Here is an 8,848-nt window from a genome sequence, read left to right as displayed (position 1 = left end):
CAGATAATCATAATAAATAAAAAGGCTATCGACAATACTTTGTCGACAGCCTGATGCCATGTCTGTGACATGGCATTCTATCTTTTTACGGCAATAGCCCCATCGGGTCTACCGCCTGGCCATCTTTTCGAATTTCAAAATGCAAATGCGGACCGGTCGAATTACCGGTATTGCCCATCGAGGCAATCCGTTGACCTGCTCTTACATATTGGCCTCTTTCAACAAAATAATCGTTCAGATGGCCGTAGAGGCTGATATAACCGCCGCCATGATCAATCATAACAGTGTAGCCATAGCCACCCCGCCATCCGGCCCAAATGACTCTCCCAGCCCGAGCGGCCATAACATGGGTGCCAATATCATTGGCCAGGTCAACGCCAGCATGAAGCCTACCCCAACGCCAACCGAACGGGGAAGATATTTCGCCCCTGGTTGGCCAAATAAACCGGCTAACCGAAGCCCGCGCCACTGCCGTATCGGCTCTGGCCCAACGGGCACCAGGTATAAATATTTTTTCGCCAATAGCAAGATGATCGTCGCTTTTATTATTGGCCGACTTGAGTTCCTCCACCTGTATACCATATGTATGTGCAATATCCCATAAGGTATCTCCAGCAATTACCTGGTAGATAAATCCTTTATCGTTATTAGTAGGAATATCCAATTCATCGCCTGGGTAAATAAGATCGCTAATGCCGGGATTTGCTGCCAATAGTGTATCAAGATCAATGCCATGTTGTAGAGCAATACCACTTAAAGTATCTCCAGCGACTACCGTATATTTCTTAATAAGTGGCTGGCTTGGCTGGATAGCGGTATTTTGGGGTTCCACCACTTGTTCTTTCGCAGTAGGTGGTGTTACCGTAACCGGCTCCTGTTGAGTCTGCGGTATACCGGGAGCCATCCAGACTCCGGTCATCAGCGCGACCCCGCCCAAACAAGCCCATTGCTTGCAACTTATTCGCGGCAGCTTCAAATACATCACCTCGCTACTGGTCTAATTTTAATAGTGTTTGTGTTAACTCAAATGATTTCCAATAATATCATAAGCACTTGGCTCACAAAATATGCATTGCTTGGATAAATTTACTAAAAACTTACATATTGTATATCATTTTTACAAAAATTATTCTTTGTGGGAGATCTTGGACAAAAAAAGATTGCTGTATTATAACATACAGCAATCTTTTTCATCATATATATCCCTAAGCTCGCTTAATCAACATCGGTTTCTTATCAAACTTATGAATGGCATCAACAAATCGTATCGTACCAGTAGAAGCACGCATCACGATGGAATGAGTGCGGGCCCCGCCGCCAAAATAGCGCACTCCATTTAACAAATCACCCTGAGTAATAGCTGTTGCCGCAAAAATAACTTCATCGCCTTTAACGAGGTCATCAATGGTAAACACCTTATTAATATCGGTAATGCCCATCTTTTTGGCCCGCTCAATATCACTTTCATTCTCGGGCCACAATTTTGCCTGCATATCGCCACCCAAGCATTTAATAGCGGCTGCAGCCAGCACCCCTTCGGGAGCACCGCCAATACCAAGCAGCATATGAATGCCAGTTCCTTCGATGGCGGCGTTGATAGCCGGCGATACATCACCGTCACTAATCAACTTAATCCGTGCCCCGGCATCACGCGCTTCTTTAATAATCGAGGCATGGCGCGGGCGATCAAGGATTACAACCGTCAAATCCTCAACTTTACGTGACATGGCTGCTGCAACGGCTTTCAGGTTTTCCTTAACTGGCGCATTAATGTCAATTTTACCCTTAGCCAGAGGACCAACAGCAATCTTGTCCATATACATATCAGGCGCATGCAAGAGACAGCCACGCGGTGCAATGGCCAAAACAGCAATCGCACCCGGCAAGCCTTTGGCTACTAGGTTGGTGCCTTCCAGCGGATCAACAGCAATATCGACTTCCCGTCCGCCATGTCCGACTTCTTCACCAATATAAAGCATCGGGGCCTCGTCCATCTCGCCTTCACCAATAACTATACGACCACTAATACTTACGGTATCAAAAGCCGCCCTCATAGCATCCACGGCTGCCTGGTCGGCAGCAATTTTATCCCCACGTCCCATCCACCGGCCACAGGCAACAGCAGCCGCTTCCGTAACTCGCACAAACTCCAGTGCTAACTCTCGTTCCATAATGCTCCACTCCTCAATTCATAATCGGTAAAAGTTATGCCGGGCATCCCCGCCCGGCCAGCCGATTTTTTACTTAGTATGGGTTTGGCTGCCAGGAAAAGGCAAGCAATATGCTCCCACGATTTCTTCGCAGGTTATGGCCTTATAGTCCTGGTCACCATAGTAGTACATTGTTACTTACATATTGGCTTTTTGCCAGTCTTCGAGAAAACGTTTAATCCCGGCATCAGTTAACGGATGCTGTAAGAGTGACAATAAGACTTTGGGCGGTACTGTAGCGATATGTGCCCCAGCCTGTGCGGCTTGATGAACATGCATGGAATGCCGGATACTAGCAGCAATAATTTCGGTTTCTATTGCATGAATTGCAAAAATATCAGCTATATCTTTAATCAGGGTAATACCGTCCTGGCTAATATCATCAAGACGGCCAACAAATGGACTTACAAAAGTAGCTCCGGCTCTAGCAGCAAGCAATGCTTGATTGGCTGAAAAAATTAGGGTAACATTGGTTTTTATGCCCTCAGCCGCTAACGCGCTTACTGTTTTTAAACCATCTTTCGTGATAGGAACCTTAATCACCACATTGTCGCCAAGCTTGGCTAAGTCCCGCGCTTCCGGCAGCATTTCTTCAAATGTTACACTAATTACCTCAGCACTCACTGGACCTGGTACCAATGAAGCAATTTCTTTGATTACAGCTTTAATATCCTGTTTCTCTTTGGCAATCAGTGACGGATTGGTAGTTACACCTGCTACCACGCCAAGGGGTAAAATCTCTTTGATTTCATTAATATTTGCTGTATCCAGGAAAAATTTCACAGGTAACTCACACGCCCTTTTCTCAATATTCTTTATGCACACATGCTTTACGTGTTACAGACTCATTTTACTGCCATATCTGACTCCATTATTTACGGCTGGTACGTCTGAGAGGAGCTAACTCAATACTATGCAACGCTGATATCTCAGCTAAGTCACGCTCGTCCTTAGCTGGGATTCGCAGCCTCCCATCACATTGACCGCAGGAAATCTCAACAGCATCAACAAGTACATCCACGCCAACATTCGTATTGCCACAAGTGCAGTATACCCCGCCCTGCTCAGCAATATCATGAATTTTATTTAAAATCTCCAGTAAAATCTGAGAATTTTCTATCCCTTGTTCCTCTTCAGATTGACCGTACATTTCACAAGCCAGGCTGGCCACTTCTTGTTTATGTCTGGCGATGATCTCCGCAATGGCTTCAGGATTGCCGACAAAGCCAAGCTCAAGATTGGCTTGGGCACAATATATCTTACTTGCTTTCGGCTGTCTGAACAGTTTGCTGTCAAGAAAGATCAAGTGGTTGGTTTCGCATACCACACAAGGAATATCTAACAAATACTGACGACGGCCCGCGCTGGTAATAGACCCTTGTACTTGGCCACAGTTGCAGGCAAGCTGGCACGCAGCGTTATTGATAGCAAACCGGGAGACATTATGCAATTCAATTTTGCCGCACCGCGAACAATACAGCGCCAAAGTCGAAACAGCGCTAATGACCAATGGATATCCCCCCTTGCTTCATGTATTTCGCCACCAGCCTTAAAAATCCTGCCTGACACCGGCAAGTTGCCAGCATGGCCTATTTCAGCGCCGAAATTCACCCAATTCGTCTGCGGAGTTAAGAATTGTAAATTTGTGCTACATGTTGTCAAACTACAAGGAGCCCGGGACACAAATTGTCCCGGGCCTTTCTGAATCTAACCTATAAGTAGCTGACGTTCATTACTAAAACTATCGTTACCAATATTAGCCTCAATAACTTGGCACAAAGACATAATATCAAACGGTTTAGTAATATAATCTCGCATACCTGCTTCCCGGGCTTCGTTGACCATATCCAGCTCACCATAAGCCGTCATCATAATAACCCGGTCACCCTGCCCCTGACGCTTAAGCTCCCGCAGAGCCTCAATGCCATCCATACCCGGCATTTTCATGTCCATTAAAATCACTGCTGGCTTAACATCGAGTGCAATTCGTATTCCCTCATAGCCGTTGGCGGCTGTCACAACGTTATACCCTTCGTCCTGGAGAACCTCAGTTAGCAATCTCCGGATTCCCGGCTGATCATCAATCACCAGAATTGTCACTTGGGAATTGCTCATATCGCTTGCACCTTACTTTCTCCGCGTATTCGAGAATAACACTTTGCCTCTTCTTCATATAACCATATTCGCAATTAATTGAAAATTTCCTGCTGCTTTCTGGAAGAAAATAGAAATTTACTTAACTTTTTCTATTTGCCGTAAAATATTTTTAATATAAGTAAGAGTATGCTAGAATTTGTAATAGCAATGTAGTAATAGCGAGGTACATTATGACAGTCACTAATAGCTTACGTAAACTGTTTGAATTACTGACCAACCACAAAGCAGCCCTGCTGTTCACCAGTATACTGGCGGCTTACTTAGCACCTTTTATCATCTTACGGCAAAATGCGCATTTTACCATAAATGATAATCTTGACTGGATAACCGCCTGGATTGTTTTGGTTAACAGCGGTAAAGTTTTCGACCTGACAGGAACCGTTAACCAAATGCTGGGCGAGTTGCCGCGAAGCTGCTTACCGAGCGGCCTTAATGTAATAACCTGGCTGTATATGATTCTGCCGCCCTTTCGCGCTTACCTGATCAATTTACTTCTGGTGCATAGTATTGCTTTTTTTGGCATGTATTTATTGCTAAAAACGTATGTTATCACCGATAAACGTCAGGCTTGGCTCGCCTGGGCAGGTGCTACTTGTTTTGCCACCATCCCCTTTTACACCGTCTATGGTCTGTCGATTGCCGGTCAGCCCTTACTATTCTATGCAATGCTAAATGCATTTTATGCCAAAAAAATGACAATTAATGTATTAATTATTCTTCTTTTTGCCCTCTATTCGTCATTACCGCTTGCCGGTGTATTTATTCTAGCGGTTCTTGGCTTTGCTGCTATCTATGATTTTTGTCGGAACCGCATAAAACGGTTCCACTTTTGGGGAGCTATTGCACTGTTAGCCTGTTCTTATACCATAACGGAAATTTGGCTCATTTATAATGCCTTTTTCAGTGAAGGATTTGTTTCCAGCCGGGAAGAAATTAACCGGCTGCTTTTAGGCCAAGCCCATAATTGGGACGGCGTTAAAAAACTTATTATGGAAAACCTGGTCAATGGCCAGTACCATGCTGTCAGCCTTCACAAGTATATTCTGCTGGTTGCTGTGCCGCTGGCACTCATGGGGGGCTGGCGACAAAAGCGTGAATGTAAGCAGATCCTAATGCTATTAGTACTGGCTGTATCTATCTCTGTCTTTTATGGGTTGCGCTATTCTGAATGGTTTATGTCAGCCGTATCGGGTATCAGCTTTCTCAATACCTTTCAAATCCAGCGCTTTCATTGGTTACATCCACTCATATGGTACACTGTGTTTGCTTTGTGTTTGTCGGTAATTGCCAATATCCGCACCATCGGCAAGCTGCTTGCCACACTTCTGATTATCATGCAACTTGGATATTTATTTGGCAATCATATCGAATACCATTTGGCAGTAAAAAAACACGCAGACGTCTCGGTCATGGAGAACGCCTGGCTGTACGAAAATATAAGTTATGGCGAGTTTTTTGCCGACAGTCTGTTTAAGCAGGTTGATGACTATATCGGTCGGCCAAAATCAGAGTATCGGATAGCCAGCATCGGTATCTATCCAGCCATTCCCCAGTATCATGGCTTTTATACCCTTGATGGGCGGCTTAATATTTACCCACTCGAATATAAACATGCTTTCCGGAAAATTATCGCCAAAGAGTTGGAGAAAAATTCATTTTGGCAGCGTTATTTTGATTATTGGGGTATAACCTGCTACATCTTCCCTGCCGAACTGGAATATTACCAAGTCCGCAGAACCTATAACCTTAAGCTTAACCATCTTGAACTTGATATCCAGGCTTTTAAAAACTTAGGCGGCGAATATATTTTATCCGCCGCCGAAATAACAAACTATCAGGAAAATGGACTTGAATTTTTACAACGCTTCAATGACGGTTGGTCAGCCTGGGAAATTTACCTCTACCGGGCCCGCTAATGTCTGCAAGCGATCGCCATAGAATGAATTAGTGCCTTGTTTGCATTTCGGCTTGGTGGGCTACTATCCTAGAAGCGGCAATCGCAGCAAACTTGAGCCCAGAAAAACTATCCCGGCGATGATCGTACCAATAATCGCCAGCATAGGTGCCAATAACACGAGTATGGCCCTTGTCCCTGACAAGCCATGTGCGCCGCGAATGGCAGCAACATTCAGCATCAAGGTCCAAAGCACCACCAAAAGGCCTATACAGCCAAAAGCTATCACCTGCAGGTCGCTTGGCAGTAAAGCGGCAACCACCCACAACGGCGTTACTGCTACTCGCGGCAAATGACAAAAGCCCATCGCGGCAAACAGGCCTACGGCCGTTCCCCGGCCACCGGCAAGTTCAGCAATGAAACTAAGTATCGATGCACCAAACACCCAGCAAATAAGACTGCCAAAAAAGTGCAATACAAACATAATTCCTAAAGTCGGTGCACCTGATGTACCGGCAATACCTGAATACACTGCCCACACCGGAACAAGCATACCAATAGTAAACATGGCGAGCGCTTGCCCGGTTAATTTTTTTTCAGCAATATATTGCATGGCAGTAGTTGGCTTAAACAGCACATCATAAATGGTTTCAAGAAAATTGCCCATAATTCTTCTCCCCCATTAATAGCCCTGGGGTGTGGCCGCGATACCGGCCGAAGAGAGCAGCTTTGTAAAATAAGTAAACAGGATCTGCTCAAAAGGAATACGATTCTGCGCCCCCAGCAGCGCTTCCAGCGGGCTCCTTTTGCCATATTCAACAATTTCAGGTTTGCCCTGAATCCCTACCATAGCCGCTGTACCGTCGATAGCATCATACATATTACCTAATTCATCGACAAGACCCAATTCTTTGGCTTGCCGCCCCGTATAAATCCGTCCGTCGGCCAACTGGCGCACTCTGTCTGGTGACATGCCGCGGCCTTCTGCAATGGTTTCCACAAACTGATTATACATATCGTCAACCATAACTTGAATAATGGCCCGTTCCTCGGGAGTAAGCGGTCGATCGGGTGATAAGATATCTTTATGCGGACCGCTCTTAATTTTTTCCTGCTTAATACCAATTTTTCGATAGAGTTCTTCCCAATTGGAATACGGCATATATACGCCAAGACTTCCTGTAATCGTGCCAGGATTGGCATAAATTTTGTCCGTACAGGCAGCCAGCCAGTAACCGCCAGAAGCTGCTACGTCCCCCATCGAGGTAACAACCGGTTTACCGGCTGCACGAAGTTTTTTAAGCTCTTCGCCTACTTCCTGTGAAGCCGGAACAGTACCGCCAGGGCTATTAATTCTAAGTACTACGGCCTTAACTGCAGCATCATCACGGGCTGAATGAAGCTGGCGAATGAGGTTATCTGTCCCGCCATCTTCGGTGAACAGGCCAACGTGCCCGCGGCCACCGACAATCAAGCCATCTACATAGATTATGGCAATCTTATCATTGGTGGTCAGTTTACTCTGCCTAACCTTGGACGCAATACAGCCACCTACCATCGACAGCCCAATAATAACTGCGAAAAAGAGGACAACTGATCGTTTGAACATATGTTTACCCCCTTAAACGAAAACTGTTGGAAATGATCCAACAGTTTTCTTCTCATCCATCGAATGACTGAATTAGGTTAAACTCTGTCAAAAAACAGATCTTCATTTATAGTTTACCCTGCTTATGCCGCAGTGATGCCTTAACAAAATCTCTAAACAACGGATGCGGATTTGTCGGACGGGACTTAAACTCCGGATGGAATTGGGTACCAACAAACCACGGATGGTCTTTTAACTCAACAATTTCCACCAAACGGCCATTAGGTAACGTGCCAGCAATAACCAAGCCAGCCGCTGCTAATTGTTCGCGATACGCATTGTTAAACTCAAAGCGATGACGATGTCGTTCATAAATAATTTCATCTTGATACGCTTGATAGGTTAAGGTGCCTTCTGCAACTTTGCAGGGATATACCCCCAGCCGCATAGTGCCGCCCTTATCTTCTATGGTTGCCTGTTCGGCCATCAGGTCAATAACAGGATACGGAGTATTAGGATCAAATTCCGTGCTGTGTGCTTCCTTCAGGCCACAGACATTGCGGGCAAATTCAATAACTGCCGACTGCATGCCCAAACAAAGACCTAAGAAGGGTATTTTATTTTCACGCGCATAACGAATGGCTCTAATTTTGCCTTCAATGCCCCGGTCACCAAAACCGCCGGGAACTAAAATACCGTCAACATCTCCTAAGTAGGCATCAATGTCTGCTTCAGCAGCTTCAATATCTTCGGCATGAACCCACTTTATTTCAATAGCAGCGTCATTGCTGATTCCCCCGTGACGCAACGCCTCGGATACGCTCATATAGGCATCCTGCAGGGCAACATATTTGCCTACAATGGCAATACGTACACTTTCCGAAGGGTTCATAATCTTGTCCACCATTTGCCGCCAATCCGTCATGTCTGCTCCGGTATCGACAATATTAAGCTTTTCCAGAACTATACGGTCCAGGCCCTCACTTTCCAGCATAAGCG

9 protein-coding genes are annotated in these 8,848 nt (G+C 45.5%); 1 reads left to right on the top strand and 8 read right to left on the bottom strand.

All coding sequences use genetic code 11. The features are described from left to right. Positions 1–85: 85 nt before the first annotated feature. From AC29Z1_RS09425 to AC29Z1_RS09405, 5 genes are all read right to left on the bottom strand, one after another. Entirely contained in the window at positions 86–976 is an 891-nt protein-coding gene (locus tag AC29Z1_RS09425) for a peptidoglycan DD-metalloendopeptidase family protein (protein WP_488271207.1), read from the bottom strand. Between the two features lie 229 nt (positions 977–1,205). Next, positions 1,206–2,171 carry a class II fructose-bisphosphatase gene (glpX, locus tag AC29Z1_RS09420; protein ID WP_488271206.1) on the bottom strand — a complete coding sequence of 322 codons (966 nt, stop codon included), beginning with the start codon at positions 2,169–2,171 and terminating at the stop codon, positions 1,206–1,208. 177 nt (positions 2,172–2,348) lie between these two features. Further along, positions 2,349–2,993, bottom strand: coding sequence for a fructose-6-phosphate aldolase (fsa, locus tag AC29Z1_RS09415; protein ID WP_488271205.1), 645 nt, complete (start codon positions 2,991–2,993; stop codon positions 2,349–2,351). An 88-nt stretch (positions 2,994–3,081) separates the two neighbouring features. Next, the gene (locus AC29Z1_RS09410) at positions 3,082–3,720 is read right to left on the bottom strand and encodes a hypothetical protein (RefSeq protein ID WP_488271204.1); all 639 of its coding nucleotides are present in this window, start codon (positions 3,718–3,720) and stop codon (positions 3,082–3,084) included. Positions 3,721–3,917: 197 nt separating this feature from the next. Continuing rightward, positions 3,918–4,325 (bottom strand): response regulator, encoded by a 408-nt coding sequence (locus AC29Z1_RS09405; protein ID WP_488271203.1) that lies wholly within the window; start codon positions 4,323–4,325, stop codon positions 3,918–3,920. Between the two features lie 212 nt (positions 4,326–4,537). On the opposite strand from AC29Z1_RS09405, the gene AC29Z1_RS09400 reads away from it, so the two are divergent. Beyond that, on the top strand, positions 4,538–6,283 hold the full coding sequence (locus AC29Z1_RS09400) for a DUF6044 family protein (RefSeq protein ID WP_488271202.1): 1,746 nt from the start codon (positions 4,538–4,540) through the stop codon (positions 6,281–6,283). Positions 6,284–6,346: 63 nt separating this feature from the next. Here AC29Z1_RS09400 and AC29Z1_RS09395 read toward each other — a convergent pair whose 3' ends face one another. The 3 genes from AC29Z1_RS09395 to pyrG all read right to left on the bottom strand — a co-directional run. After that, entirely contained in the window at positions 6,347–6,928 is a 582-nt protein-coding gene (locus AC29Z1_RS09395; RefSeq protein ID WP_488271201.1) for a Yip1 family protein, read from the bottom strand. Between the two features lie 15 nt (positions 6,929–6,943). Further along, positions 6,944–7,870, bottom strand: coding sequence for a signal peptide peptidase SppA (gene sppA, locus AC29Z1_RS09390; RefSeq protein ID WP_488271200.1), 927 nt, complete (start codon positions 7,868–7,870; stop codon positions 6,944–6,946). A gap of 106 nt (positions 7,871–7,976) precedes the next feature. Beyond that, on the bottom strand, positions 7,977–8,848 hold an 872-nt coding region (gene pyrG, locus AC29Z1_RS09385), incomplete at its 5' end, for a CTP synthase (RefSeq protein WP_488271199.1).

It is taken from the genome of Sporomusa sp. (assembly GCF_057736855.1).
Note: the sequence above shows the minus strand (reverse complement) of the source record. Positions and strands in the feature narration are given on the sequence as shown.